Consider the following 25,721-nt stretch of genomic DNA (forward strand, 5'->3'; position numbering starts at 1 on the left):
AGGCTTATGCCATAGCCGCCGAGCAGCCGCAGCGGGATAATCCCTTAAAGCACGTTGAGGACATTGTAGAGCAGAACGACAACAACTTTGACGGGATTATCAATAATACGCCGCAAACGCCCACCGTCGCGGATTTGGAGCAGCGGGCAAAGGCGGGCGAAGCGATTTCCGTTACCGACCTTGCGAAAGCGGTAAAAGCCGAGAAACGGGAGCAGCCGCAAAAGAAACCGTCCATTTTGAAGAAGCTGGACGAGTACAAGAAACAGGCGGCGCAGCAGCCGAAAGACAAGCAGAAAGAGCAGAAAAAAGATTTGGAGGTTTGATAGTATGAATATCCGCTTTACCATTGAGGAAGAAAACATAATTGCGATTTACGCCGAGGACAGCCGGGAAAGGACGATTGATAATATCAACTCTGCCATGCCCTACATGGACGAGGATATGAGCCAACTTGCCGCCGCAGCAGTAAACAAGCTGCAAGCCATGACGGACAGCGCATTTTCCGAAACTGTCTTTACTCTCACCGACGATGAATAAGCCTTAACGAAACAGGGGCGCGGTTGCCGATTGCCGGCACCGCGCCCCGTTCTTTTTTGCTTTTTCGTGGAACATTAGAGAGGTATTTTTTGAGGTTTGAGTATAAAGTATCGTCCATGCCGCTTTCGCGCTCTGGAAGCCGCAGAAACACAGGCATTTTCAGCCCTTAACGTTCCACTTGCTACCCTTGTTTTATGCCTTATCTCTTGCCTTGATATGGAGAAGCAGCATGACGATAAAAGCAAGCCCGCAGACCACATAAAACCAAAGTTGATCTGCATTGGAGATAATAAACGCCAGCAGCCCGAAAATGACCGCCCAGGCAGCGGACAGCAGCACCCCGATTACCCAAAATCCAAAACGTGTTTTTTGGAGAAACAGCAGCAGCGCGAATACAGCCGCGCCGATCAGCACGCACAAAGCGGGGTGCAGCGTGAGAAAGTGATTGCAGCACACGCCGGATATAATACCGAGGGCGATACTGTCAAAAACAATGATATGCCCGATAAAAAGCCCCACTACCATAAGGATAAAGCTAACTACAAGACCGATTATTAAATAGGCTCCCGCCGCCGCTAAATAGCCCATATATACACTTCCTTTGTTCTTTGAATACAGTTTGATTGTAACAGGTTTTTGTGAAAAAATCTATTAGCCCCGTTCCTGTTCTTTTGCCTTGCTTTGGGACGGATATAGAATACTGTCAACGTTCTTTTTGATAATGCCGTATTCCTGCATTTGCTTCTTGGCTTGCCGATAATCCTCATACAATTTGCTTTTCCTGTCGTTTAAGCTGCTATACTCCTTGCGCAGCGCGGCGAGATCGGGCAGCTTCTTTATCTGCATTTCCTTTAATGCCCTTGCCGCAGCTTCAAACAGGATAATTTCGCTTTCATGCCCCCGCAGATACTTTTCCTTGTCCGGCGATTTTCGGTATTCATCGTAAATCGGTTTTAACTGTCGGTATGTGGTGGTGTGCTTGATAAGCAGCGACAAATCAGACATACGCTGTTCCACTTCCTTAACCGCCTTTGCCGCCGCGTCATGGGCGGTCATAATATCGGCTATCTTGCTTTCAAGTTCGCTATAATACTCAATCTTGTTTTCGGTTAGGAAGTTCATGCTTTTAGCAGCCTGTTTCAGATTATGGATTTTTGCCCACCGTTCATAGCCCGCCGACTGTTGGGCTTTGATACTGTTTTCAAGATCGACGACAAGCCGGATTTTCTTATCTTCCCGCAGCGTTTTTGTTTTGGCAACATACACGCCCTTGATACGCTCCTTTATCGCTTCTTCCGTATAGGCCGCGCCGAGCGTCTTTGTGCGGGTAAACCGTTCCTGTCCGGCAGCGCGAAAGGAAATGTATTTGCCCTGTTTGATTTCATACCCCATTTCCTGCAAGCGGCGCAGCAGTTCGTCAAAATCTTTCACTTGGGGAATGAGAGTATCTATCGCCGTTTTCAGCTTTGCTTTGTAGCTTGTCCCTTGCTTTTCGGCGGTGTATTCTGCATAGCTTTTTCCCTTGTCCTGTCCCGGTACGACGACGGATAGCCCATGCTCTTTACATATCCTGTCGCTGGTGCGCCGGATAAAGTGATAGCTTTGCTTGTTGGAATGGTACTTTTTGTAGTCAACGAAGCTAACCGCGTTGAAAATCAAGTGATTATGCAGATGGTCTTTATCGACGTGAGTTGTCAAAACAAACTCATACTTGCCGCCTAATACCGCCCCGGCAAGTTCCATGCCGATTTTGTGCGCTTCTTCCGGTGTGGTTTCTCCCACCGCAAAGGATTGTATCAAGTGCCGCCCTAAATGTGTGCCGCGATCTCCGGCAGCTTCCCGCGTCCATGCAAACTCAATATCGGCGGTTTCCAGCCCGCAGCCGAAAGAGGACGCAAGCAGCTTCCCGTCTGTCTTTTCGGGATTTAAGATATAGTCTATCGCAGCCTTTAAGGTTGATTTAATAGGGTGCGTCTTTGTAACCGCCATATCTCGTCCACCGCCTTTTTAATGTCCTCTATATCCTGCCTGTAAACCGTCCCCGTCGCATTGGCGCGTTTTGCAATTTGGTTGATGTTCCGGCTCACCGCTTGCAGTTCCCGGATATATGCTTTTGTGTCGCTTCGGTCAACGACAAGAATATACCCGTCTATCGCCATTTTACGGAAGTATGCCCCATACTGCTTTATGGGAAGCTGCTTCATCTTCTCGTCGATCAGCCGCTTTTCTTCTTCCGTAACGTAAAACTTCATCTGTATATTTCTCTTTCGGTTTTCCATTTCCGCACCGCCTTTCGGTATAAGGGTTTGGGATTATCCCAACAAGCACTTTTCGCAAACGGGTACTCGTTTGCTGTGCTTGCTATCTACTCCTTATCCCGTTTCAAAGGCAGCGTTTGTTGCACTCTCTTTCTAATTTGGCGCAAAAAAAGATTGCAGCCCCTATGCGCTGCAATCTCCTGCTTCCCATATTGTGAGGTTAGTCCTCTGCTTGTTCGACTTCTGTTATCTCCCTTGCCGTTGCGGTTACAATCCGTATGCCTTTATCGCTCATACCGTCCAGCAGCGCGTCAAGCTGCCGCCGCCCGGTGGATTTCGCCGCGTTGCTGTTCGGAAAGAAAAATTGATCTACCGAAATATGATACCGCGTTACAAGGTCATAGAACACTTGCAAACTCGGCTGTTGTCCCTTGTTCTCGATATTCGCAAGGTATCGCGGGGAGATATATAACTCGTCGCTTACCTTTTTCCGGCTTTCGCCGTATTCTTTTCTCGCGGCTTTTATGGCTGCCCCGAAAGCCTTAAAATCGTACAATGGTACAGGTCTTTTTGCCATTATTCATTCACCCTATTACATTTTACTGTTCACCTTTCTTTCTGGATATGTCTATATAGTTCCCATAGTTGACTTAAATAATTCCTATTATTCACGTTCAGTCTATTGCTATTGTTCGTTTGACCGTATATAATATATCATGGTAGGTTTTGAACAGAAAGGACGGGTACAAAATGGAATACGCTTCATGCGCGGAAGCAGCGGAAAAGTGGGGGATTTCCCAAAGACGAGTACAGAAACTTTGCGAGGAAAACCGCATACCCGGCGCGGTAAAGTTCAGCCGCATTTGGTTGATACCAAAAGACGCGGAAAAGCCTGTTGATGGGAGAAGAATAGACAGTAAGATAATTGATAAATAGTTGAAAAATGAGCACTACACTTAATTGTTAGGAGGTGTGTAAAGTGGGAGCAAAAATCTTAATCGCTGACGATGAAAGCGACATTGTTTCTATGCTCGGCAGCTTTTTTGAGAGCAAGGGCTTTCGTGTCCTGCCCGCTTTCAATGGTGCAGAAGCACTAAAGCAAGTGGAAAAACAACCGGATATTATTTTGCTTGACATCAATATGCCCGGAACAGACGGGTTAGAAGTTTGCAAGCGTATCCGCGATCACATATCCTGCCCGATCCTTTTTCTGACTGCTCGAATCGAAGATACAGATAAGGTAAAAGGCTTTACTGTTGGCGGCGATGATTACATTGTGAAGCCCTTTTCACTTATGGAACTTGAAGCGCGGGTGCGCGCTCATCTGCGCCGGGAAGCACGACACAATTTTGAAGCACAAGTCAAGTTTTCCGGTGATTTGACGATTGACTATTCAGAACGTTGCTTGTTCTTTGGCGATAAGCGTGTCGGTCTTGCAAAAAAGGAATTTGATATTGTGGAACTGCTTTCTCAAAATCCAGGACAGATCTTTGATAAAGAACGGATTTATGAGCGTATTTGGGGTTATGACAGCGAGGGCGACAGCAGCGTTGTGGCAGAGCATATCCGCAGGATACGGACTAAAATTGCTGCATATACCGACCATATATATGTTGAAACGGTTTGGGGGTGTGGATACAAATGGGTCAAGTAAATTGCCTCAAGCACTATTTATCTCTCCGAAAAAGCCTTGTTCTCTATGTAATTGCCTTTGTTGTGCTCGCAGTCTTTCTATCCGTAACGACTTTTTCGATCTGTGGCAGCATTGCCGAAGGTATCAGAGCATCTTATCCCCCGTTCGGCGAAAAATATTATTTGACGAATGAGCAGGGGGAACAGTTGGGTGACGGCGCTTACATCGGGACAGTGCCCGTCCCGATGTCTAAAGAGGACGAGCGTACCATTGCGCTACTGGAGAAACTTCCCATTGTTGCAACTCCTATCTATTCTGCATTCTGTATTATCGCTGCTGCGCTGCTGTTTTACAGAAACAGGCTGAAAAAGCCGCTTGCGGAACTGCGGACTGCTTCTGAAAAAATAGCGAACAATGACTTGGACTTTTCAATCGGCTATGATAACAACGATGAATTGGGACAGCTTTGCGCGTCCTTTGAAATCATGCGGACAACCCTTGCGGACAATTTCTCTAAAATGTGGCGGCAAGTTGAAGAACGAAAAGCACTCAACGCCGCTTTTGCTCACGATTTGCGTACCCCTCTAACAGTACTAAAAGGCTATAACGAAATGCTGCAAGCCAGCGACAATTCCCAAACGAGGGAAACCGCCGCCACAATGGGAAAGCATATTTCCCGTATGGAAAACTATGTAAGCAGTATGAGCAACATTAGGCGTATGGAAGATACGCAGCCGGAGTACAAGTTGATTGACTTACAACCGTTGGTATCTTCTTTGTATGACAGTGCAAAAATCATTTGTACGAAAAACGGAAAAGAGTTGATTTTACAAAATGACATATCTGTTTTGCAGCTATCTCTTGACAGTGCATTTATCTCACAGGTATGCAACAACTTGATTTCTAACGCTGTGCGGTATGCCCGGACTTTAGTAACAATATCTTTCACCTTGCATGACAACGGTTTGCTGCTTTCCGTATCGGACGATGGGAATGGTTTTGATAAAGACAGCCTACAAAAAGCTGCAAATCCGTACTTCACAGGGGAAAGCAACCATTCCGAGCATTTCGGACTTGGGTTATATATTTGCAAGCTGCTTTGTGAACACCATAACGGCTATTTGCAAATTCGGAATACCGTCAACGGAGCGAATGTATCTGCCTATTTCAAATCTCCCACTTTGTAGATAAAAAGTAGATATTTCGTAAGCGTCAAATAAAACAGTGTATAGAAAAATAACCGTCAGCCTTTTATACTAAAAGGTCAACGGTTATCGACAGAATTCTTTTACCAGAGGATTCCAAGGTAGATAATCATCCAGATATTCAGGATGTTCAAGAAATGCACTCCCCGGCATGTCGGACAGGATATATTTTATATATTTCATCGGGGCAAGCCCGTTCGCTTTTGCTGTCTCTACCAGTGTATAGATTCCTGCACTGGCTTCCGCCCCTTTCGGGCTGCCAGAAAACAGCCAGTTCTTTCTGCCGATTACAAAGGGGCGGATACAGTTTTCTGCAAGAGAATTGCTGATGGAACAGTTTCCGTCCTCCAGATAATGAAAAAATCCTTCACGGTTATTTAAGGCGTAATGAAAAGCTTTTGAAAGTTTGGATTTCGGCAGCTCTCCGATGGCACTTTTTTCTGCCCACGACCAAAAAGCCTCGAGAAGCGGTTTCTCGCGGATAAGACGTTCTTTTTTCTTCTGGTCAGGAAAAAGCGCCTCCAACTCTGACTCTATGCCAAAGACTTGATTCAGACGGAGGATTGCTTCCGCAGGTTTTGATGCTTCCGGAGTATGGATGTCTTTGGGGAGCGCATCCACAAAAGCCCGGCGCAGGTGCGTGTAGCAAAGGCATCTTTTTACTCCTGAAACTGCATTGTATCCGGAATAAGCGTCTGTATGGATATAACCTTCATATCCCTTCAGAAACACTTCCGGATATTTCCCGCCTCGTCCAGGCCGGTACTCGAAGTAGCGGATGGGGGTCACGGCATCCTTGATGCTGCAGTAAACCCACATATAAGAATCTGACGTATTTTTCCGTCCTGGTTCTTTCAGCACTTGTACATGTGTTTCATCGATATGAAGATATCTCTGTTTCAGAAGTTCCTGCTTAAGACGGTGAACGATGTGTATAAGCCAGTCCCGGTAGACAACCAGAAGCCAGTTTGACAGGGTCGCTCTGCTTAAACATAATCCCAAGGCCTCCCATTCTTTTTCCTGCCTGTACAATGGAATGCCTAATTCAAACTTCTGGTGGATGAGCCAAGCGATTGTAGATGCAGATGCCAGAGAATGCAGAACGGGAGGATATGGTACCGGAGCCTTCTCCATATAAGGAGTTCCATTTTTCCGGCATGACCTGCATTCATACGTTTCCCGGTAATGGTCGATTACCTTGAGCTTTGCAGGGATAAACTGAACTTCCGTGCGGACGAATTCTTCCCCGACTTTCACCATCGTACTTCCGCAGTTATCGCAGACCTGTTCCCTTTCATCCAGGGTATGAAGTACTTTTCTGTGAGGGAGATTTTTCACCAGTTCTTCCCGCTGGCCGGCGTATTTCCTTTTGCGGAGATGTTTCTCCACCTCGACAAGATCCGGTTCATGTGCGTCAGAATCCGCACAGGCTTCGATCTCATTAAAAAGAGACATCTGACCCTCGATTTCGAGAGTAGATGCCTTCTCGGATTTTGTTCCATAAAGTTTACGGGTCAGGAAATCAACCTGCTCTTTCAGGAGCCGGATCTGCTGTTTCAGTTCTTTGATATGATCTTTGTACTCCTGTTCCGTAGCTGACATAACCAGAAAACCCTTTCGTTTCGATAGTGTTATTATATCATGAAACCGTCAGATTTCCCAGTATTTCCAGGGATTTTCAGCGTTTCCAGACTTATGCGGAAGCCATTTTTGAACCGCCTTGGGTTGCTCCGGGTTCAAACCTTCCAGAAGCCAGCGGAGCTGCTGGTCAGAGATCTGTTTTGCTTCTTCGCCGGTCCGCGGCCATTGGAGACGTCCGTTTTCGTACCGTTTGTATAAAAGGCAGAAACCGTCTCCCTCGTAATGGACCGCTTTGATCCGGTCAGCCCGCTTTCCACAGAACAGGAATAAGGAATTGCTGTAGGGATCCAGTTTGAAGTTGTACTGGATGATATCAAGTAAGCCATTGAGCTGCTTTCGCATATCGGTGTAGCCGCATCGGATATAAATTTTCTCCACATGGGAAAGATCTCCTAACATGACTGCACGGCTTTCAAAATGTTTTCCAGCATCTGGGCAGATGTGCATTCATAAAGTTCCACTGTTATGGATCCGATATGAAGTATGGCTGCAGGAGTGGAACGGGAAATGCTTCTGTCCGGAAGTGAAAGCTCCGCAAACTCAGCCGAGGATTCCGTTAAAACAGCTGACTGTTGGTCTGTACACATGTGGATGCCGTTTTTCTTGCGGGGCAGTTCTTCCAGGGCGAGCTTTCGAATTTTGGAAAGCCAGTAATAATAACTTTTTAAAGGGATATCATGCTGTTCACACCAGAGCTGATTTGTCAGTCCAGAAGCCCTGCATTGCCGTATCACATCCAGCCAGTATTGAAGTTTCACCTGTTTGTCTGGGGTCAAAGAAGAAAGATCCATAAGCCTGCTCCTTGGATTAGATTTAGAGTTTTTAGAGTCAACTTCCAAAACTCTAATCAATAGTTTACAGGCAATATCCAGAGATTTCGATACACCTTCTTATTTGACGCTTACGATATTTCCCCTTTATACTCTCCATGAAAACATATGGAGAGTATTTTTATTGCTCCCTATGGAGAAAGGAGCGTTTTTTATGGAATTAAAGACAATTGGTCTGACAAAAAAGTTCGGCTCTAAAACGGCTGTGAACGCCTTGAACATCACCTTGACAAATGGCGTTTACGGTTTGCTGGGCGCAAATGGCGCAGGAAAAACAACGCTTATGCGGCTACTCTGCAATATTCAAACGCCTACTTCCGGCAAAATCCTGCTGAATGGCAGGAACATTGTTGAACTGGGTGAGAAATATCGAAACCTCTTAGGCTACTTGCCGCAGCACTTCGGGTATTACCCCGACTTTTCGGCGTATGACTTTTTGATCTACGTTTCGGCTCTGAAAGGATTGGACGAAAAGGCGGCGCGTAAGAAGTCAAAAGAGTTGCTGGAAGCAGTAGACTTATCGAGGGAAAGTAAGCACAAAATCAAAACTTTTTCGGGAGGCATGAAACAGCGTTTAGGAATTGCACAAGCCATGCTCAATGACCCCCGCATTTTGATTTTAGACGAGCCAACGGCAGGGCTTGACCCGAAAGAGCGCGTCCGTTTCCGCAATTTGATCAGCGCCTTTTCCAAAGACCGCATTGTAATTCTGTCTACGCATATTGTTTCCGATGTGGAGTTTATTGCAGAGGAAATCATTATGATGAAATCCGGTCAGATCATTCATTTTGGAAATCCGCAGGAGATTACTTCTGAAATCGACGGTCAAGTATGGGAATGTACGGTTCCGACTGCCTATGCGGAAAAATACGCGGCTGCCTACAATACAAGCAATCTGCGTAACATCAGCGGAAATCAGACAATCTTACGGATTATTGGAGATCGTCCGCCTATGGAAAATGTGGTAAGGGTGCAGCCTACTTTGGAAGATTTGTACCTGTTCTATTTCAAAGGGGGTTGTGAAGAATGAAAAAACTAATTCTTTTTGAACTGCGAAAAGTATTTTCAAAGCGTTTATCTTTGATTGTTCTGGTTGGAATACTTCTGTTTTCTGTCTTGATTTCTTTTTCTACCTATCAAAACAAATATGCTTTTGACGGTGTAAGTGCGGAAGGTTCAGGTAAAACGGCAGTAGAAATCGACAAGGAAATTGCCGCGAAATACGAGGGAATATTGACCGACGAAAAAGTACAGCAAATGATGAATGATTTTGCGCCGACCCATGATCTGCATGGTCTCAATGCGATGTACCTGTATCAAAACGCTACACAATCCGCCGCCTTTTCCCGATTTTCTGATAAAGAGGGAAATTGGAACGGATTAAGTGTTTCTGATGTGTTCGGTAATGAAGAAATCAAAATTGGCTATGTAGATGGTTGGCTTTCAACAAGTAAAAACATGGTGCGGGTTTTTATCGTGCTTGCTCTTGCGGTTATCATCATGCTTGCTCCGATTTTCTCCGGCGAGTATGAAGGCGTTGACAATATCATATTGACAAGCAAATACGGCAAAACCAAATGCGCTACTGCAAAGATAGCAGCAGGTATTCTTACCGCCATTCTCACTACCGCGCTGGTTGCGGCTTTTAACTTGCTTCTTGCTCTTATCTTTTACGGAACGGAAGGGCTGGATTGTAGTATTCTATTCGCTCCCAGCGACTATGCAGAGGGGTTCATTCCTTTCAATATCACTTGTGGAACGTTGCTAAAATATCAAATCCTTTTGGCGTTTACCTGTACTCTCAGCGTAACGGGAATTACGCTGCTTATATCTGCAATCAGTAAAAATCAGATTGTAGCTTTCGTTGCGTCTATGGCAATTTTTCTTTTTCCGGTTTTGCTGCCAATCACAGAAGCAAATCCGTTGTTCCGCTTGATTGGGCTTTTACCTTTGTATCATGTGCAAGCCGTTTCGCTCTTATCAGTGGAGCAAATGAATAACGGTATGCTGTATGCGGTGTGGGCAATCCCGACAGCATTGGTCTTTTTAGGAATTGGCGCAGTTATCTCTCGCCGTGTATTTGCAAAGCACCAAGTTTCATAAATCATTCGCACAGAGCCGCTAACAGCAGATTTGCGCGAAGTTAGAGAACAGCGGCCTTGAAATATCAAAATCAAAGCCGCCGTTTTCCTTTTTGAAAAATGGATTTACGGGGGGTGTATTAAAGTCGCCCTTTTTTAAGGACATGGCGGTATCTTGGAGGTATCGCCGTGTTCCTTTTCTTGCGACACAAATCGACAATTTTTAACTTATCAAAAAAAGCCTTTATCCGCCAGCGGGATATTTTGGCTATGAGTATGAACTGTCAGTACATCTAAATATTGCTCACAATTCCTTTGCGCTCGTCCGCGTCTTGCGGACGGGCGCATTTTGTTTTTTTCAACTTTTTTGTGAAATGCGCACTAAAGAGCCATCTCCCGAACGGGTACGGAGCGAAAGGGGCAGAGAGGACAAGCCTTTAACTCCCGTCCTCTACTCCACGCGGGAAGGAGGTGAACTCTATGGAGCTATCTTCTTCCGACAAGGAAAGAATACAACATCAGTACGACGCATTAGCAAAGAAAACTTTGGTTGGCGAAGCGAAAAGCCACCGCCGCACTCTTGCGAAACGCGCAGCACGCGAAGTACCTTTTTCGGATTTGAGCGAAAGCGAACTCGCGCAGCTTTTCACAACGGACGAATACGAAAGCGATTATTTCCGTTTTCAAGTGTCCGGCTTTGATGTACTCGTCAAAAATGAACTGCTTGCCGAAGCCCTTAACGCTTTGCCCGAAAGGAAACGCGACATTATCCTTTTGTCCTACTTCTTGGATATGAGCGACGCGGAAATTGGCGAACTGCTGAATGTTGTACGCACGACGGTTTTCCGGCACAGGAAATCCGCGCTTGCGAAAATCAAACAGTATTTGGAGGGAAAAGCAGATGATGAATACCGTTAGGAAATCTGAAAATCTGTTGCCGTTCCCTGTCATTTCCGCAGCGGCAAACGGCGACACAACCGCCATGTGCGCGATCTTGAAGCATTACGAGGGTTACATAGCGAAACTTTGTACCCGAACGCTGAAAGACGACGCGGGCAATACTTACTCCTATGTGGACGAAGAAATGCGTAACAGGCTGCAAGTGCGCCTTATTACCCGCACTCTTGCGTTTCATGTAGGCTAACTCTTTAAGCCCATGCGGGGAGCGTGTACCCCTTTCCACGCTTCCCGTTATGGGCTGTTTGTCGTTCCGTAAAAGCATATCGGAAACGGTATGCTTTTACAGGCTGACAAAGCCTTATTGTTCCTTGTCAAAGAAAGCCCGCAAGATAACGGCGGCGCAGAATAACAGGCAAACGAATACATACCGCTTATATCGAGCCGAACAGCGGGTACGCCAGGACAGCTTTTCACACAGGGAAAGCCGAGCGAGAAATACCGCGCTGCAAAACAGGTTTAGCAGCTTGTGGGCGACGACATATAGGCGGGACGAAACGCCTTTATAGCCATAGTCCGAGCGTTAAGAGCGTCGCAGGCATTGGGTAAAGCTGCCTTAAATGAGCAGGGGTGAAACTCCCGCGGTGCTGCCGCTGACAGCCGTTCGTTTCTGCCTTTCGTTTTTAATCTTTTTGTTATCCCACGAAAGGGGGATTTTACATTATGGAACAAATGAAGCAAACAACAAAATCCCCGGTTGTGCGCGAATACAAAATCGGGGATATTACCTATATTGTCAAAGCCGTTGTTAAAGACGGTGTAAAAGAGGACGCCGCGACAAAGGTACGCCGCTTAATCCAAAATGACTTAAACCGGGGAAAAAGCCCGGTATAATGCCGAAAATGTAATCCTATTGCAGACGGACGACGGGTTTTGTGGTATAATATACATAACCTGTTTGTCCGGCTGTCGGAATAGGAGGTAACATGAAACAGTCGGATAAATTAACCGCATACTATGTTCGTGCGGTGCATAAAACAGATATTTTGTACCTTGACAATCAAATGCAAAGACTTCTTTATCACGCAGCCCCCAACGGGTATGCAGCACTTACCGCGAAAGGCGGTGAGCGCAAATGACAAAGACATTTTCTTTTCAGCAGATTGCTGTCCCCAAAGTGTTAAGCGAAGAAGTCCGCGAAGCCATTTCAAATAATGTCTTGCAATTCTATGTGCGCGATCAGCAGCAGGAAGCACAGGACGAGGGCATAACGGCTTTATATGAACGCCTTTCACAAGAGGACAAATTAGAGGGCGAGAGCAACAGTATTGCCAACCAAAAGAAGATTTTGGAACGGTACTGCCGGGAGCATGGAATTACCGCTTATCGACATTATGACGAGGACGACGGGTATTCCGGTACAAACTTCAACCGTCCCGGATTTCAACGTATGCTTGCCGATATAAAAGCTGGAAAAATCAAGCGCGTTATCGTCAAAGATATGTCCCGTTTCGGGCGTGATTATCTGCAAGTCGGTTTCTACACCGATATGCTGTTCCCCGATTTTGGCGTGCATTTTATCGCGGTCAATGACGGAGTTGACAGTACGCGGGGCGAAAACGAGTTTACCGCAATCCGCAACGTGTTCAACGAAATGTATGCCCGCGACACTTCAAAGAAGATACGCGCTACTTGGCAATCAAAGGGAAAATCCGGCGAACACCTTACTACAATCCCGCCTTATGGCTATATGAAAGACCCCAACAACAAAAAGAAGTGGATTATTGACGAGGAAGCCGCAGCCGTTGTGCAGCAGATTTTCGCATTGTGCGTTTCCGGCATGGGACCGACACAAATTGCAAAATGGTTAGAGAAAAGCGAAATCCTCAATCCTACTTTCTATTGGTTGTCAAAGGGTATGAAAGTCGGCAACAAGCCGAAGCCGGGGGCAAACCCGTACAAGTGGACGAATGAAACGGTTTCCCGTATGCTTGAAAAGATAGAGTATTTAGGGCATACTGTAAACTTCAAAACCCGCAAGCAATCCTACAAGAGCAAAAAGAAGTTGTGGAACGACCCGTCCGAATGGGTGATCTTTGAGAACACGCAGCCGCCGATTGTAGAGGAAAGTGTATTTCTCATTGTGCAGAACATACGAAAATCCCGCCGCCGCCCCACCAAAATGGGCGATATGGGTATTTTCTCCGGGCTGCTTTATTGTGCAGAGTGCGGCGGTAAAATGTATCAATGCCGAGCAACGAACTTCACCGAAGAACAGAAATATTTTATCTGTTCAACCTATCGGAAAGGCAAAGACTTGTGTACGACCCATTCAATCAAAAATGTTGTTCTGTATGAAATCGTCTTGAAAAATCTACGGGAAGCAATCGACTATGTAACAGAGTATGAAGCCGAGTTTGTGCAGGAAGCAGCAGACAGCCGTTTGCGAGAGCGCGACGTTGAGTTTTCCCGCAAGCGCGAAACACTTTCCAAAGCCGAAAGCCGTATTGCCGAGTTGGATAATCTGTTTAAGCATTTATATGAGGACAATGTAACCGGGAAATTGTCTGACGAACGGTTTATCAAAATGTCCCATGATTACGAATTGGAACAGAGCAATCTAAAAGCTATGGCAGAAGTGCTACGGGAAGAAATCAAGCAGCAGGAAAAACAAAAGACCAACGTTAAAGCGTTTATCAGCGCGGTAAAGAAGTACACCGATATGCAGCAGCTTGACGCTGCTATGCTACGGGAGTTTATAGATCGTATCGAAGTTTCCCATACCGACAAAAAATCCAAGACAAGGGAAATCACGATTGTATATAACTTCATCGGTGCATTTGATTTTGAACGGGCGAAAGAAAAAGCCCAAAATACAACTCAAAAACAGCAAAGAACGGCATAGCCGTTTGGCTACACCGTTCCTTGCTAAAATGTTTTCTTAATTCACCGCCCCATTATGGTGGCAATTTTTTTTAGAGCAACTGTTATATGAAATTGTTATGCTGCAAAAATGTCTCTGAATGAAACGCAGGTTATAGCTTTACCGGCCCACCGCTGCATTGTCCTGTCCCATCCGTTTTAACTCCGGCAATACAGTGCAGAGCATTGTGATAAAGCAGAAGCTGCCGCCGATGACGTTGGACACCGGTTCGGCAAGGAAAACACCAGCTGTGCCCATGTGGAGTGTATAGGGCATCAGATAGGTTAACGGAACGACAATAAATACCTTTCGGAGCAGGGAGAAAAAAATCGCCTGCTTCTTTTTATTTAAGGATTTAAAGGTTGTCTGACCGATATACTGCAGATCCATGAAAATAAAAGCGGCAAAATATTGTTTCAGCGCAGGGATGGCATCGGCAACCAGCACAGAGTCGGAGCTGAAAATCCGGATCAGCATACCGGGGGCGAGGATGATCAGGCTCCACATGATGGCAGTATAGCCAAAGGCCATGAGTGCCATGACAATACCGGAGTTTTTGACTCGGGACGGACGGCGGGCACCGTAATTATAGCTCAGGATAGGAGAGGTTCCCTCCGTGAGCGCGTAAATCGGCGTTTCCACGAGCTGCCGCACGCTGGAAATGATGGTCATGACGGAAATATAGATATCCCCGCCGGTGACGGAAAGGACGTTGTTACAGCAGATCGTAACAAGGCTGTTGGTCAGCTGCATGACAAAGCCGGATGTACCGAGGCTGACGATATTCTTTGCATAGCCGCTACATTGGGAAAATTCTGTTTTCCGCAGAAAGCGAACCCTCAGCTCCGCCCTTTTCGTCAGGAAAAGCAGGACGAACGAGGCAGAAAGCAGCTGGGAGAGCACGGTTGCAACTGCAGCGCCCTGCACGCCGAGGCCGAAAACAAAAATAAAGAGAGGGTCAAGGAGCAGATTGGCAGCTGCGCCGATGGCGACGGAGCACATACCAACAAGGGAATATCCCTGTGCGTTGATAAAAGGATTCATGCCGACTGCGATCATGGAAGGCAGCGTGCCGATGAGATAGAGCATCATGTATGGATATGCATAGACTAAAGCATCTGCAGACGCGCCGAAGAGCACCAGAAGGGGGCGGGCAAAAACAAGACCAATCGTCATCAAAAAGGTGGCACTGACACATACCATTGTAAAAGATGTGTTCATAATGCGGTTTGCCTGTTCTGTTTCCTTTTTTCCACGGTAAATGGAAAAAAGCGGAGCACCGCCGCTTCCAAAGAGATTGGCGAATGCGCTGAGGATGACGATCAGCGGAAAGCACAGTCCCACTGCGCCGAGGGCGGCTGTGCCGCAGCCAGGGATACGGGCGATATAGATACGGTCTACGATGTTATAGAGCAGGTTCAAAATCTGGGCAACCAGCATGGGGAGGGCCGCTCCTAGAATGTTTCCGGTTACGGTTCCGTTTTCAAAATCAATTCGTTTCATAAGTCGGGAGCTTCCTTTTCTTTCGTATTCGTTTTCCAGTATAGCAAGCTCCGGAGGGAAAGTAAATTCCGAGTTATAGGTTCCCGACCGGAATCTCTTAACACCAGGAATAAAATTTGAAATTTCCGTCATCAGGAAAAGAAAAGGATAGCGGAAAGATCTGGATTGGTGTATGATGAGGAGCGAGTTACTGTTTTTAAATTTTATGACAGGAGAAAGAAGAAAAATGTACTTATTTTTGCTTGCGTTGATTTATATTGCATTTATCAGTCTGGGACTGCCGGATTCGCTGCTTGGCTCCGGCTGGCCGGTCATGCACGCAGAGCTTGGTGTGCCGGTGTCGTATATGGGGATCATTTCAATGATCATTTCCGGTGGGACGGTTGTATCGAGCCTGTTTTCGGACAAAATGACCCGAAAATTTGGAACCAGAATCGTAACGGTTGCCAGCGTATTTCTGACCGTTATTGCACTGTTTGGATTTTCCTTTTCTTCGCAGTTTTGGATGCTGGCCGTTTTTGCAGTGCCCTATGGATTGGGAGCAGGTGCGATCGACTCGGCGTTGAACAACTATGTGGCGCTTCATTATAAAGCGAAGCATATGAGCTGGCTGCACTGCTTCTGGGGTGTGGGCACAATTGTCAGTCCGTTTATCATGGGCTATGCGCTGACGAACCGGACGTGGAACAGCGGCTATCGCATTATTGGATTTTTGCAGCTGGCCATTGCCATTCTTTTACTTTTGACGCTGCCGGTCTGGAATATCAACAAATCTGCAACGGAAACTGCTGGAAAGAGTGTCGGACTGGTAGGTGCGCTGAAAATCAAGGGCGTTCCCTTCCTGTTGCTTGGATTTTTTGCGTATTGTGCACTGGAGGCAACAGCAATGCAGTGGGCGAGCACCTACTTTGTAGAGGTAAAAGGAATTTCTACAGAGCGTGCGGCAACCTTTGCAGCTCTGTTTTACATCGGTATTACTTCCGGAAGATTTGCAAGCGGTTTTATTACGGATAAGCTTGGTGACCAGAAAATGATCCGACTGGGAACCGGAATTTTAATTTGCGGTATCCTGGTGCTGTTTCTTCCGATTGCGTCCTATCAGGCGGCGTTTGCGGCATTCCTTGTGATCGGGTTTGGCTGCGCACCGATTTATCCCTGCATCATTCATTCTACCCCGTCCAATTTTGGAGCAGAGAACTCCGGTGCGATCATCGGCATTCAGATGGCGAGCGCATACATTGGAACGACGTTTATCCCGCCGATTTTCGGTATCCTTGGAAATTCCATCGGATTTTTCATCCTGCCGCTATATCTGCTGGTGTTCGTGGCGCTGATGATTACGATGGTTGAGGTGACCTTCCGGATCACAAAAAACAGAAATTCTCTGTAAAATCGTGGTTTTTCGCCAATTTTTGTAAAAAAAGGAGTCAGAAATTCTCGGAAAGAGGAATTTCTGGCTCTTTTTTTGCGATGACAGTTTCTTGCAGGATCCAGCAGAATCAGCCTATAATGATGCCTGTAAAGAGGAAGCAAACCGGTATTGCGAAAGGAAAAAAGATTGAAAAAAAATTTTTTCAATCGCGAGATTTGTGTCTGTGCGCACTTGATACAAACTCGACCTACGCAAAAAACGTGCGCAGAAATGAGGAAAACTATGGAACAGCTCAGCCTTACAGCAGGAAAAGAAAAAGAAAACGTGGTTCAGATTCTGACCGATTTGATGGAACATAATAGAGAATTTCAGATTATGATTACCGTTCCCGCCAGAGCGGCAGGCGAAGAAAACTCCCTGGAATATGTACAGGCAAAAGAAGTGCCCAAACGGGACCTGGAACGGGATGTCACGAACATGATCCATGACATCGGCGTACCGGCGCATATCCGTGGATATCAGTATCTGCGCGAAGCAATTCAGATGTCAGTCAAGGACATGGATATGCTCGGCTCGATCACAAAGACGTTGTATCCGGAAATTGCGAAAAAGTATGAAACGACACCGAGCAGAGTCGAGCGCGCCATTCGCCATGCGATCGAGGTTGCGTGGAACCGCGGCAGGATGGAGACGTTGGACGCGCTGTTTGGATATACGATTAATACGGGAAAGGGAAAACCGACCAACTCGGAGTTCATCGCGCTGATCGCGGATAAAATCCGGTTGGCGTACCGGGAGTAGATGTCCTCCAGTGTTGGCTGCGTCCCGCGCTGTGTACCGCACTGACGGAGTGCGCTGTCTACATGCAACCTGTACGTGTTACTCCTGCTTATCTATCCAGCGGTCAAATCGGGAAAGACTCTCCTTGCTGCCGGACAGGATCAAAATGTCGCCGGGGCAGAAGCGGTAGTTTGGATCGACGTGCTCGATCACCTGACCGTTATGCTCGATGGCGATGATGTTTAGACCAAACCGGGCTCGCAGATTCAATTCAACGACAGATTTCTGAACGAGGGCATCCGGGACGGACAGCTTGGTGATATTCAATTTTTCACTCAGCTGGATAAAATCCAGGACCCGGGAGTTGGAAAGCCTGGTTGCCAGGCGAATTGCCATATCACGTTCGGGATAAACGACCTGTGCGCCGAGGCGTTTTAAAATCTCGCCATGCTCCGGGCTGGTGGCTTTGGCAATGACAGTCGGAATACCGAGGCTGACGAGATTTAATGTCGTCAGGATAGAGGATTCCATATGCTCGCCGATGCAGACGACCGCAATATCGCAGTTCTGGATACCGGTTTCTGTCAGGGTTTTTTTGTCCAGGGTATTGACAACGAGTGCATTTTCGGTCAGTTCCCGCATCTCACGGACCCGCTCTTCTTCGCGATCCATGACAAGCAGCTCTGCGCCGGAGCGTTCAAGCTCTGTCGCCAGCGCTTCCCCGAAGCGCCCAAGTCCGATAATACCGTATGCAATGGCATTTTTTTTCTTTTTTCCAAACATAATATCCTCATTTCTGAGCGGTTCGCTCGCATATTTTTCCAATAAGTTATGCAAAGATCTGCGCGGTATTCCTGAATTGTGATCTTGCGCAGTGCTGGCAGAGTCTCTGCGTGCCGTGGACGGTCACTCACCCGATGGCAATTGTCCCTTCCGGGTAGCGGACGCGTTCCCCGATCGTAAAGTACCACAGGGATGCAACAGTCAGGGGTCCGAGTCTGCCGATGTACATCATAATAATAGAAAGAATCCGGCTCTGAGCGCTCAACTGTGGTGTGATGCCGGTGGAAAGACCGGAGGTGCTGAAGGCACTGATCATTTCAAACAGTACATCCCGCAGGGAAAGCTGCGGATCAAAGATCAGCATCAGATAGGAGGCTGTCATAACCAAAAAGACAGCGAGCATACTGATGACGGAGGCCTTGCGGAATGCGTCCTTTGGGATCGCGCTGTGGAAGGCTCTTTCGGAATGGTTTGTTGCTGCGGAATAGATGCCGGAGAGCAGGACAAAAAATGTGGTGGTCTTGATGCCGCCGCCGGTGGACGCGGGAGAGGCCCCGATAAACATCAGTCCGGAAACGACCAGCAGACCTGCAGTAGAGAAATCGCCGAGGTTATAAGTGGAAAAACCGGCTGTCCGGGCGGAGACGCTGTAGAAAAAAGCGCCGATCCAACTGATATTCTCTGTGAGTTTTAATAAAAGTGTTCCGAAAAGCAGCAGGGCAAATGTCGTGCTCAGCACAACCCGTGTGTGCATTGACAGGCGTTTCCAGGAAAAGTGTTTCTGGGGCAGCTCAAAAATGACCGGAAAGCCAATGCCGCCGGCGATTACCAGAGCACAGGTCACGAGATTTAGAAGCACATCCTTCTGATATGGAATCAGGCTTGTCCCGTTTCCGAGCACGTCGAAGCCGGAATTGTTAAAGGAAGCAACCGAATGAAACAGGCTTAAGCCTATGGCGCGAGGCAGCGGATAATCCCGGAAAAAGACAGGAAATGAAAGAAACGCGCCCAAAAGCTCAATGAGAAGAGTCGTATAAAAGATTGCTTTGACAAATCGGATCAGGCCTTTGCCGGAATCCAGGTTCATTGCATCACGGATAACACGGCGTTCTTTCAGATTGACCTTTTTGCCCATTGCGAGCATGATCCCGACACCGATGGAAGCGACACCCAGTCCTCCGATCTGGATCAGGCAGCAGAGGACAAACTGACCAAAGGGTGAAAAGGTACTGCCGGGGTCGATGACGTTTAAGCCGGTTACACAGACTGCGCTGGTGGCAGTGTAAAGCGCGTCAAGATAGGGCAGTGCGATACCGGGCTGCAGGCTGCAGGGCAGTATCAGTAAAAGGGAGCCAAGCAGGATGCAGAAAAGAAAACCGAGGGCAATGATACGCCCGGGGGAAAGCTTTTTCAAAAAGGTTGTCAAAGGCATAGGTTAAAAATCTCCGTTAAAATATAAAAATCAAAAAAGACACTGTGGAACCATGGATATCATTATAAGCTATTTCGAAAAAAAGTTACAGTAAGGAAATCGGATTTTTAAGATTTTCTTGACAACAGAGTCAATCATGCATATACTTAACAAGTAAACAATTAACTAGTTAACAAGAGGGAAATGCGATGGAACAAGAACAAAATGCGAAGCACTGCGGGAATCCGACACCGGAAGGCAGGCTGTCATTTCTGTTTCGACGCACGGATCGGCAGCTGCGCCGTTGTATTGAAAAAAAGGTGAATCATACGGGAGTCTATCAGAGTCAGCACCGGCTTTTGATGCACTTAAATCATCATCCGAACTGTTCCCAGATCGAAATTGCGCGTGAAATGGAAATTTCGCCGGCGGCGGTTGCAGTTTCCTTAAAAAAGCTGGAAAGCGGCGGATACATTATGCGGGAAACCACAGAGTCTGACAGCAGGACACACCGGGTGACGATCACCAAAAAAGGACGCAGTGTCATTGAACGGAGTGAGCAGATGTTCTGGGAAACGGAAAAAGCGATGTTTGAAGGATTTTCAGAAGAAGAAATGCAGAGTCTCCAGCAGTTTTTAGAACGAATTTATGAAAATCTGCTGCGGGATCAGCAAAAGGAGGAATAAGGATCAAATGAAACGTTACGGAAAATATATCAGGCCCTACTGGTATGCGTTTATACTGGGACCGCTTCTGATGCTGACGGAGGTAGCAGGAGAAGTACTGCTTCCGTCTTTTATGGCGGATATCATTAATGTCGGGGCAGCCAATCATGATGTAGGCTACATCCTTCAGAAGGGAATGATCATGATCCTGACGGCGTTCATCATGATGGCCGGCGGCGTTGGAGGAGCATGGTTTGCATCGGTTGCGGCGATTAACTTCGGCGCAGGGCTTCGAAAAGATGCGTTCAAAAAAATCCAGACCTTTTCGTTTTCGGAGATCGACCGGTTCTCCACGGGCTCTCTGGTTACGCGTCTGACCAACGATATCACACAGGTGCAGAACCTGATCATGATGGCGCTTCGAATGATGCTTCGCGCCCCCGGCATGCTGATCGGCGCGATTATTATGGCGTTTTTGATGGATCGGGAGCTGGCGGCGGTATTTCTGATCGTTCTGCCGGTTATGACAGTAGTGATCCTTTTGCTTTTACGCATTGCATATCCGAGATTTGAGTTTATGCAGAAAAAGCTGGATGCTCTAAACTCCAATATTCAGGAGGTACTGACGAATGTGCGGGTCATCAAGTCCTTCGTCCGTGAGGATTATGAAAGTGCCCGTTTTGAAAAGTCGAACGCAGAGCTAAAGGAATCCAGCTTAAATGCATTTAAGATCGCAGTTGCACAGATGCCGCTGATGATGCTGTTTATGAACCTGACAACGCTGGTTGTGGTATGGCTTGGAGGCAATCAGATCCTGGGCGGAAAGATGCAGGTCGGTGATCTGACGGCGTTTACAACCTATATTGTGCAGGTGCTGATGTCCCTGATGATGCTGGCAATGGTATTTTTGCAGAGTTCCCGGGCATTCGCGAGCGGACGCAGGATTAACGAAGTGATGGATACACAAGTGAGTCTGACAGACGATCATGCAGCCTATCCGGAAGCAGTTGTAAAAAACGGAAAGATCGAATTCCAGAATGTTTCCTTCCGATATTACAAAGACAGTGCAGAAAAAGTGCTGGATCAGATCAATCTGACGATCGAGCCGGGACAGATGATCGGTATCATCGGATCGACGGGCTGCGGCAAAACAACGCTGGTGTCCATGATTCCGCGTCTGTACGATGTGGATGAGGGAAAGGTTTTGGTGGATGGCATCGACGTTCGGGATTATTCCCTGAATCATCTGCGGGAGGGCGTTGGTATGGTGCTGCAGAAAAATGTACTCTTTTCCGGTACGATCGAAGAAAATCTGCAGTGGGGCGATGAAAATGCTGACAAAGACCAGATTCGGGAAGCTGCAGAAAGTGCACAGGCGGAAGGCTTTATTCAAAAACTGGCAGATGGATATGATACGGAGCTTGGTCAGGGCGGCGTAAACGTTTCCGGCGGTCAGAAGCAGAGACTGTGTATCGCGCGGGCACTTTTAAAACGTCCGAAAATATTGATTCTGGATGACTCCACGAGTGCGGTGGATACAGCGACAGAAGCAAGGATTCGGGAAGCTTTTTCCACGACGCTGAAGGAGACAACAAAGCTGATTATCGCACAGCGGATCGGCTCCGTGATGGAAGCGGATCAGATCATCGTGATGGACGGGGGAAAAATCGTCGGGCTTGGCAAACATGAAGCCCTTCTGGAAACCTGTAAAGCCTATCAGGAAATTTACGACTCCCAGATGAAAAAGGAGGTGATCGCATAATGGACGAGCAGAGAAAGAAAAGACTGATTGCCAAATACAGCAAGAGCAGCGCAAAGAGGCCTGAAGGATTCGGCGGTCCCGGAGGCCCGGGAGGTCCAAGACCTGGTCCTGGCGGTGGAAAAATGAAAGTCAAAAAGCCGCAGAATACCAAAAAAGCGATTGTGCGTCTGATGGGATATCTTTCTGAAGATAAGGGACGGCTGATTTTCGTCTTTTTCTGTGTCATTGCCGGGACGATTGCGAACCTTGCAGGCTCCTATATGCTGCGTCCGATCATCAACGGATTGACCGGGGAGGGCAGCAGTGCGCAGAAGCTTCTGCATTCGCTTCTGACCATGGCAGGAATTTATATCATCGGTGTCACAGCACAGTATCTGCAGCAGCGGATTATGATCGGCGTTTCCCAGGGTGCACTGGAAAAAATCCGAAACGATTTATTTGTGAAAATGCAGCATTTGCCGGTTCGGTTTTATGATACGAACAACCACGGCGACCTGATGAGCCGTTATACGAACGACCTGGATGCGGTCGGAGATATGTTGAACAACACCGTGCTGCAGATCATTTCCAGCGTGATCACTGTAGTCGGAACCCTCGGACTGATGCTCTACACGAACGTGTGGCTGACAATTGTGACGGTTGTGATGGTTCCGCTCATGATGAAAGTAGGCGGAGCAGTGGCAGGAAAGAGCCGGAAATTTTATCAGGCGCAGCAGGCAGCGATCGGTACTTTAAACGGTTATATCGAAGAAACGATGACGGGACAGAAGGTTGTAAAGGTGTTCTGCCATGAAAACGTTGCGGAGGAAGAGTTTGAATACTTAAACGACGATCTTCGCGGAAAACAGATTTTCGCTCAGTTTTTTGGAGGAATCATGGGACCGGTCATGGGCAACTTAAGCCAGGTCAGCTATTCCCTGACTGCGATGATCGGTGGTATATTATGCGTGCTGCAGGGCTTTGATATTGGCGGTCTGACTGTATTTGTCAACTATTCCAGACAGTTCTCCAGACCGATCAATGAGCTGTCCATGCAGATGAATACAATCTTTTCCGCTCTTGCGGGTGCAGAGCGTGTGTTCCAGGTGATGGATGAAGCGCCGGAAACTGCAGACGCAGCGGATGCGGTTGTTTTAAATCCCTGCAAAGGACATGTGGAGTTAAAGGATGTGACGTTTGGCTATGTGCCTGGTCATACGATTTTGAAGCATATTTCCCTGTATGCGAAACCGGGACAGAAGATCGCGTTTGTCGGCAGTACCGGCGCGGGCAAGACGACGATCACGAACCTGATCAACCGGTTTTACGAGATCGACAGCGGAGAAATCCTGATGGATGGCGTGGATATCCGCAAGGTTGGACGAGAAAACCTGCGCAGTAATATCGCAATGGTGCTGCAGGATACGCACCTGTTTACCGGAACGATCCGGGAAAATATCCGCTATGGCAGGCTGGATGCGACCGATGCAGAGGTCGAGCAGGCGGCAAAAATGGCCAGCGCACATTCCTTTATCATGCGTCTGGAAAACGGATATGATACGATGATCGAGGGAGATGGCGCAAACTTAAGCCAGGGACAGAGACAGCTGTTAAACATTGCCCGTGCGGCAATTTCCAAGGCGCCTGTCCTGATCCTGGATGAGGCAACATCCTCTGTCGATACGAGAACCGAGCGACATATTGAGCATGGTATGGATCGCCTGATGGCAGAACGGACAACCCTTGTCATCGCCCACAGGCTTTCCACTGTTCGAAACGCGAATGCGATCATGGTATTGGAAAACGGCGAAATCATCGAGCGCGGCGATCACGATCAACTGCTGGAACAAAAGGGAAGATATTACGAGCTTTATACCGGCAAGAAACAGCTGGCGTAAAAGATTTTAAAACAAAAAAGAACCAGGCTGCAGCCTGGTTCTTTTTTTGTCTGCGTCGCGGCAATGCAAACTCGCTGTGAGTGCGCAGAATAATCTGATTTTATTTCGCCTGGAAGCGGTTTAAAATCGTTTCCAGGTATTCGGTACGAATAACAGCAGCAGCGGGAACAGCTCCAGGCGTCCGGCAAGCATGTCGAAGATCAGGACAAGCTTGGAAAAGTCGGAAAACATGGAAAAGTTTCCGCTCGGACCCACCAGGGAAAGACCGGGACCGATGTTGTTGAGTGTCGCAGCAACTGCAGAAAAGTTGGTGATAAGATCGAAGTTATTCAGCGCGATCAGCAGCATGGAAAAGGCAAAAATAAAAATGTAGACGCCCATGTAAACATTTGTGGAGCGGACAACCTCGTGCTCGATCGCCTTGCCGTCAATCTGGATGCGGCGTACACTCCTGGGATGCAGCAGCTGGATCAGTTCTTTTTTTACCGTTTTCAGTAGGATCAGGATGCGGGAAACCTTAATGCCGCCGCCGGTACTTCCGGCACAGGCACCGACAAACATCAGCAGGACGAGGATGGTGCGGGAAAACTCCGGCCACAGGTCAAAGTTTGTTGTGGCATAGCCGGTTGTTGTAATGATGGAAGCAACCTGGAAAATCGTCTGCTGGAATGCCTGTGCAAAGCTGCTGAAATATCCGCGTACATTGAAGGTGATCGCAAGCGTTGCTGCAGCGATAATCAACAGATAGGCACGAACTTCTTCACTTTCCCATGCCTGTCTGAATTTACGGATCAGGATCAGGAAGTAGGCGTTAAAGTTGATGCCGAACAGGATCATAAAGATCGTGATAATGACCTGACAATAGGTGGAATAGCCTGCAATGCTGTCGTTTTTGATGCCGAAGCCGCCGGTGCCCGCCGTGCCGAGGGAGAGCGTGATGGAATCAAACAGCGGCATGCCGCCAAACAGCAGGAGGAAAATCTCAATAATTGTCAGGACAATGTAAATCATGTACAAAATTTTTGCAGTGGATTTTACCTTCGGAACCAGACGGGTAACGGAGGGACCCGGGCTTTCTGCCTTCATCAGGTTCATATGGCTGCCGCCTGTGAGGGGAATCAAAGTCAGCAAAAAGACCAGAACACCCATACCGCCGATCCAGTGCGTAAAGCTGCGCCAGAACAGCAGACAGTGAGGAAGCGCTTCCACGTCTGTCAGAATGCTTGCACCGGTTGTTGTAAAGCCGGAAACGGTTTCAAACAGCGCATCGACCGGATTGGGAATATAACCGGAAAGTACAAAGGGAAGTGCACCGACACAGCTTAATACGATCCAGCAAAGTGCAGTCGTGGCAAACCCCTCACGCAGGTAGAATACACGGTTTTTCGGCTTCCTTATAACCAAAGGAAGACCGATCAGCAGGCATAACAGGACAGCAGCAACGAGTGACCAGCCGCTGCTTTCCTGATAGATCAGGGCTACCAGACAGGAGGGAAGCATAAAGGCCGCCTCCAGATTTAAAATCCAGCCGATAATATAAAAAATAATAGAATAGTTCATCGG

Annotated in this window: 28 protein-coding genes; 17 read left to right on the forward strand and 11 right to left on the reverse strand. The window is 47.5% G+C overall.

Translation table 11 applies throughout. The features are described from left to right. Positions 1-323 (forward strand): DUF4316 domain-containing protein (locus ACLTOQ_RS13720; RefSeq protein WP_412319664.1); only part of this gene is annotated, 323 nt, incomplete at its 5' end. A 4-nt stretch (positions 324-327) separates the two neighbouring features. After that, entirely contained in the window at positions 328-537 is a 210-nt protein-coding gene (locus tag ACLTOQ_RS13725) for a transposon-transfer assisting family protein (protein ID WP_257349104.1), read from the forward strand. 192 nt (positions 538-729) lie between these two features. On the opposite strand, the gene ACLTOQ_RS13730 is transcribed toward ACLTOQ_RS13725, so the two are convergent. From ACLTOQ_RS13730 to ACLTOQ_RS13745, 4 genes are all read right to left on the reverse strand, one after another. Continuing rightward, positions 730-1,125: a hypothetical protein gene (locus ACLTOQ_RS13730; protein WP_412319666.1), complete on the reverse strand. Its 396-nt coding sequence runs from the start codon at positions 1,123-1,125 to the stop codon at positions 730-732. Positions 1,126-1,188: 63 nt separating this feature from the next. Further along, positions 1,189-2,526 carry a relaxase/mobilization nuclease domain-containing protein gene (locus tag ACLTOQ_RS13735; protein WP_412319668.1) on the reverse strand — a complete coding sequence of 446 codons (1,338 nt, stop codon included), beginning with the start codon at positions 2,524-2,526 and terminating at the stop codon, positions 1,189-1,191. Next, positions 2,487-2,816 (reverse strand): plasmid mobilization protein, encoded by a 330-nt coding sequence (locus ACLTOQ_RS13740; RefSeq protein WP_002584958.1) that lies wholly within the window; start codon positions 2,814-2,816, stop codon positions 2,487-2,489. Before ACLTOQ_RS13740 ends, ACLTOQ_RS13735 begins: the two co-directional genes overlap by 40 nt. Before the next feature lie 199 nt (positions 2,817-3,015). Next, a complete protein-coding gene (locus ACLTOQ_RS13745) occupies positions 3,016-3,372 on the reverse strand; it encodes a helix-turn-helix domain-containing protein (protein ID WP_412319669.1) in 357 nt (118 codons plus the stop codon). A gap of 173 nt (positions 3,373-3,545) precedes the next feature. On the opposite strand from ACLTOQ_RS13745, the gene ACLTOQ_RS13750 reads away from it, so the two are divergent. The 3 genes from ACLTOQ_RS13750 to ACLTOQ_RS13760 are packed head-to-tail and all read left to right on the forward strand — an operon-like array spanning position 3,546 to position 5,615. Next, the gene (locus ACLTOQ_RS13750; protein ID WP_412319670.1) at positions 3,546-3,731 is read left to right on the forward strand and encodes a helix-turn-helix domain-containing protein; all 186 of its coding nucleotides are present in this window, start codon (positions 3,546-3,548) and stop codon (positions 3,729-3,731) included. A 43-nt stretch (positions 3,732-3,774) separates the two neighbouring features. After that, positions 3,775-4,449, forward strand: a complete 675-nt coding sequence (locus ACLTOQ_RS13755) for a response regulator transcription factor (RefSeq protein ID WP_333635347.1) — start codon at positions 3,775-3,777, stop codon at positions 4,447-4,449. Continuing rightward, positions 4,425-5,615 (forward strand): ATP-binding protein, encoded by a 1,191-nt coding sequence (locus tag ACLTOQ_RS13760; protein ID WP_412319671.1) that lies wholly within the window; start codon positions 4,425-4,427, stop codon positions 5,613-5,615. The genes ACLTOQ_RS13755 and ACLTOQ_RS13760 overlap by 25 nt, the downstream gene beginning before the upstream one ends. Positions 5,616-5,699: 84 nt before the next feature. Here ACLTOQ_RS13760 and tnpC read toward each other — a convergent pair whose 3' ends face one another. The 3 genes from tnpC to tnpA are packed head-to-tail and all read right to left on the reverse strand — an operon-like array spanning position 5,700 to position 8,065. Continuing rightward, positions 5,700-7,235 carry an IS66 family transposase gene (gene tnpC / locus ACLTOQ_RS13765; RefSeq protein ID WP_412318804.1) on the reverse strand — a complete coding sequence of 512 codons (1,536 nt, stop codon included), beginning with the start codon at positions 7,233-7,235 and terminating at the stop codon, positions 5,700-5,702. Positions 7,236-7,283: 48 nt separating this feature from the next. Then, positions 7,284-7,652 (reverse strand): IS66 family insertion sequence element accessory protein TnpB, encoded by a 369-nt coding sequence (tnpB, locus tag ACLTOQ_RS13770; protein ID WP_412318803.1) that lies wholly within the window; start codon positions 7,650-7,652, stop codon positions 7,284-7,286. A gap of 14 nt (positions 7,653-7,666) precedes the next feature. Then, entirely contained in the window at positions 7,667-8,065 is a 399-nt protein-coding gene (tnpA, locus tag ACLTOQ_RS13775; protein WP_412318802.1) for an IS66 family insertion sequence element accessory protein TnpA, read from the reverse strand. Between the two features lie 193 nt (positions 8,066-8,258). Between tnpA and ACLTOQ_RS13780 the strand changes: the two genes are divergently transcribed. From ACLTOQ_RS13780 to ACLTOQ_RS13810, 7 genes are all read left to right on the forward strand, one after another. Continuing rightward, the gene (locus ACLTOQ_RS13780) at positions 8,259-9,134 is read left to right on the forward strand and encodes an ABC transporter ATP-binding protein (protein ID WP_195998850.1); all 876 of its coding nucleotides are present in this window, start codon (positions 8,259-8,261) and stop codon (positions 9,132-9,134) included. Continuing rightward, a complete protein-coding gene (locus ACLTOQ_RS13785) occupies positions 9,131-10,207 on the forward strand; it encodes an ABC transporter permease (protein ID WP_412319672.1) in 1,077 nt (358 codons plus the stop codon). Before ACLTOQ_RS13780 ends, ACLTOQ_RS13785 begins: the two co-directional genes overlap by 4 nt. 458 nt (positions 10,208-10,665) lie before the next feature. Next, the gene (locus ACLTOQ_RS13790) at positions 10,666-11,103 is read left to right on the forward strand and encodes a sigma-70 family RNA polymerase sigma factor (RefSeq protein WP_178512065.1); all 438 of its coding nucleotides are present in this window, start codon (positions 10,666-10,668) and stop codon (positions 11,101-11,103) included. Beyond that, positions 11,087-11,329 carry a helix-turn-helix domain-containing protein gene (locus ACLTOQ_RS13795; protein ID WP_002604473.1) on the forward strand — a complete coding sequence of 81 codons (243 nt, stop codon included), beginning with the start codon at positions 11,087-11,089 and terminating at the stop codon, positions 11,327-11,329. The genes ACLTOQ_RS13790 and ACLTOQ_RS13795 overlap by 17 nt, the downstream gene beginning before the upstream one ends. A gap of 476 nt (positions 11,330-11,805) precedes the next feature. Continuing rightward, positions 11,806-11,976: a transposon-encoded TnpW family protein gene (locus ACLTOQ_RS13800; RefSeq protein WP_083428149.1), complete on the forward strand. Its 171-nt coding sequence runs from the start codon at positions 11,806-11,808 to the stop codon at positions 11,974-11,976. A 92-nt stretch (positions 11,977-12,068) separates the two neighbouring features. Continuing rightward, positions 12,069-12,221, forward strand: coding sequence for a hypothetical protein (locus ACLTOQ_RS13805; RefSeq protein ID WP_195409883.1), 153 nt, complete (start codon positions 12,069-12,071; stop codon positions 12,219-12,221). Continuing rightward, positions 12,218-13,987 (forward strand): recombinase family protein, encoded by a 1,770-nt coding sequence (locus ACLTOQ_RS13810; protein WP_195409882.1) that lies wholly within the window; start codon positions 12,218-12,220, stop codon positions 13,985-13,987. The genes ACLTOQ_RS13805 and ACLTOQ_RS13810 overlap by 4 nt, the downstream gene beginning before the upstream one ends. A 138-nt stretch (positions 13,988-14,125) precedes the next feature. Here ACLTOQ_RS13810 and ACLTOQ_RS13815 read toward each other — a convergent pair whose 3' ends face one another. Then, the gene (locus tag ACLTOQ_RS13815) at positions 14,126-15,508 is read right to left on the reverse strand and encodes an MATE family efflux transporter (RefSeq protein ID WP_412319674.1); all 1,383 of its coding nucleotides are present in this window, start codon (positions 15,506-15,508) and stop codon (positions 14,126-14,128) included. A 226-nt stretch (positions 15,509-15,734) separates the two neighbouring features. On the opposite strand from ACLTOQ_RS13815, the gene ACLTOQ_RS13820 reads away from it, so the two are divergent. After that, positions 15,735-16,898, forward strand: coding sequence for an MFS transporter (locus ACLTOQ_RS13820; RefSeq protein ID WP_349174321.1), 1,164 nt, complete (start codon positions 15,735-15,737; stop codon positions 16,896-16,898). A 264-nt stretch (positions 16,899-17,162) separates the two neighbouring features. Continuing rightward, entirely contained in the window at positions 17,163-17,681 is a 519-nt protein-coding gene (gene spo0A / locus ACLTOQ_RS13825) for a sporulation transcription factor Spo0A (protein WP_021915438.1), read from the forward strand. 78 nt (positions 17,682-17,759) lie between these two features. Here spo0A and ACLTOQ_RS13830 read toward each other — a convergent pair whose 3' ends face one another. Together ACLTOQ_RS13830 and ACLTOQ_RS13835 are read right to left on the reverse strand one after the other, a co-directional pair. Beyond that, entirely contained in the window at positions 17,760-18,443 is a 684-nt protein-coding gene (locus tag ACLTOQ_RS13830) for a potassium channel family protein (RefSeq protein ID WP_412319676.1), read from the reverse strand. A gap of 127 nt (positions 18,444-18,570) precedes the next feature. Next, positions 18,571-19,875: a TrkH family potassium uptake protein gene (locus ACLTOQ_RS13835; RefSeq protein WP_412319678.1), complete on the reverse strand. Its 1,305-nt coding sequence runs from the start codon at positions 19,873-19,875 to the stop codon at positions 18,571-18,573. 188 nt (positions 19,876-20,063) lie between these two features. Between ACLTOQ_RS13835 and ACLTOQ_RS13840 the strand changes: the two genes are divergently transcribed. The 3 genes from ACLTOQ_RS13840 to ACLTOQ_RS13850 are packed head-to-tail and all read left to right on the forward strand — an operon-like array spanning position 20,064 to position 24,158. Next, positions 20,064-20,540 (forward strand): MarR family winged helix-turn-helix transcriptional regulator, encoded by a 477-nt coding sequence (locus ACLTOQ_RS13840; RefSeq protein ID WP_118495935.1) that lies wholly within the window; start codon positions 20,064-20,066, stop codon positions 20,538-20,540. Positions 20,541-20,547: 7 nt separating this feature from the next. Next, positions 20,548-22,281: an ABC transporter ATP-binding protein gene (locus ACLTOQ_RS13845; protein ID WP_412319681.1), complete on the forward strand. Its 1,734-nt coding sequence runs from the start codon at positions 20,548-20,550 to the stop codon at positions 22,279-22,281. Further along, complete coding sequence (locus ACLTOQ_RS13850) at positions 22,281-24,158, forward strand: ABC transporter ATP-binding protein (protein ID WP_262585821.1); 1,878 nt, start codon at positions 22,281-22,283, stop codon at positions 24,156-24,158. Before ACLTOQ_RS13845 ends, ACLTOQ_RS13850 begins: the two co-directional genes overlap by 1 nt. 120 nt (positions 24,159-24,278) lie before the next feature. Here the strand turns inward: ACLTOQ_RS13850 and ACLTOQ_RS13855 are convergent, their stop codons facing one another. Next, the gene (locus ACLTOQ_RS13855) at positions 24,279-25,718 is read right to left on the reverse strand and encodes a TrkH family potassium uptake protein (protein ID WP_337562771.1); all 1,440 of its coding nucleotides are present in this window, start codon (positions 25,716-25,718) and stop codon (positions 24,279-24,281) included. Positions 25,719-25,721 lie beyond the last annotated feature (3 nt).

The organism is Gallintestinimicrobium sp. (genome assembly GCF_046968865.1).
GTDB lineage: Bacteria > Bacillota > Clostridia > Lachnospirales > Lachnospiraceae > Gallintestinimicrobium > Gallintestinimicrobium propionicum.